General features: G+C 60.6%; 1 pseudogene. It reads right to left on the reverse strand.

Features of this window, described 5'->3' with window-relative positions:
- A pseudogene (locus ACOJB8_RS41065) lies at nucleotides 1–1,160 on the reverse strand (transposase); the annotation flags it as partial.
- Nucleotides 1,161–1,251 lie beyond the last annotated feature (91 nt).

The following is a 1,251-nucleotide window of genomic DNA, read 5'->3' on the forward strand; positions in this document are numbered from 1 at the left end:
GCCGGTAGCGCCCGAAGCGGCGAATGTTGTGCGTCGCATACGGGCTCACGAATTCGATGTCCTCGGTGCGGACCTTCTCGCCCTCGGCCACCATGTCGCGCAGGGCCCGCATCATGTCCACCGTGTTCTGCAGGATCACGGCCGATGCGATGAGGTCATTGTAGCGTAGCCGTTTTTGTTGCTCTTCCGGCTCATTCTCCGCGATCACATCGCCGCCGAACGACAGCCATTTCGCGAAGCCGTTGTACGACTCGATCTTGTTGGTGTTTGCCGTCACGTCCTGGCGCAGTTCCCGGCTGCCCGATCCACTCGAGCAGAAAGACCGTGCGTACGACGTTGCCGAGTTCGCGTGCGGCGAGATACAGGCGGTTCTTGCGGCTCTCGGACCCAAGGCAGCGCAGCAGCAACGGCGAAGAGATCGTGCCCGCCTGGATCGACACCGCCACCTGCATGAGCTCCTGCCAGTGCCGTTCGATCAGCACCCAGTCGATGGTCGCCGTGAAAAGCCTGTCGATATGCCTGTACTTCGCGTCGCTGTGCGGGCGGTACAACACGAGATCTTTCCAGTTGCGGATTCTGGGCATCAGCTTGATGCCGAGCAGATGGGTGAACGCAAACACGGCGGCCGATTGTCCCTGCGTATCCGCATGCACGGTGTCGGCCTTGACGGACAGGCCGGCCTTGAGCAGCCCTTCGATTACATAGATCGCTTCCCAGACGCCCGGCGGGATGAAATGCCGGAATACCGCGATATAGTTGTCGGCGACGTGGCGGTAGGCGACCGCACCCATTTTCCGGTAGCGGAAGTGATAGCCGGCCAGCAGGTTGTTGTCGTAGAAGTCGTACTGCGTGCCGTCGGCCGCTACCGTCTTGCCGTCGCCCCAGTGCTTTGGCAGATCGAGCCGCAGGTATAGCTCGATCAACTCGCGCTGCGCGGCCTCGAGCCTGTCCAGATTCATACGCCGACGGTTCACGAATGACAGCATGTGCGCCGTCACGTCGGTATCGAGATGGCGTGCCGCCTGGGCCGGGCCCAGGTTGCAGCCCATCGCGAAAATCGTCAGCAAATACCGCTCGGCCGCCTTGCGTATCTGCGGATCGATCCCGGACAACGGTCCGAAGTGCCGGGTAAAATGCGTCCAGTGTTCGATGTTCGCGAGGGTTCTGGTGCAAATAGGTAGACGGGTTGAGAAAGTTCATATAGGTAGGATGGCTTATTGATCAAACAGAACCGCATTCCATACGGCGGGC

The organism is Paraburkholderia sp. BR10141, from assembly GCF_056155635.1.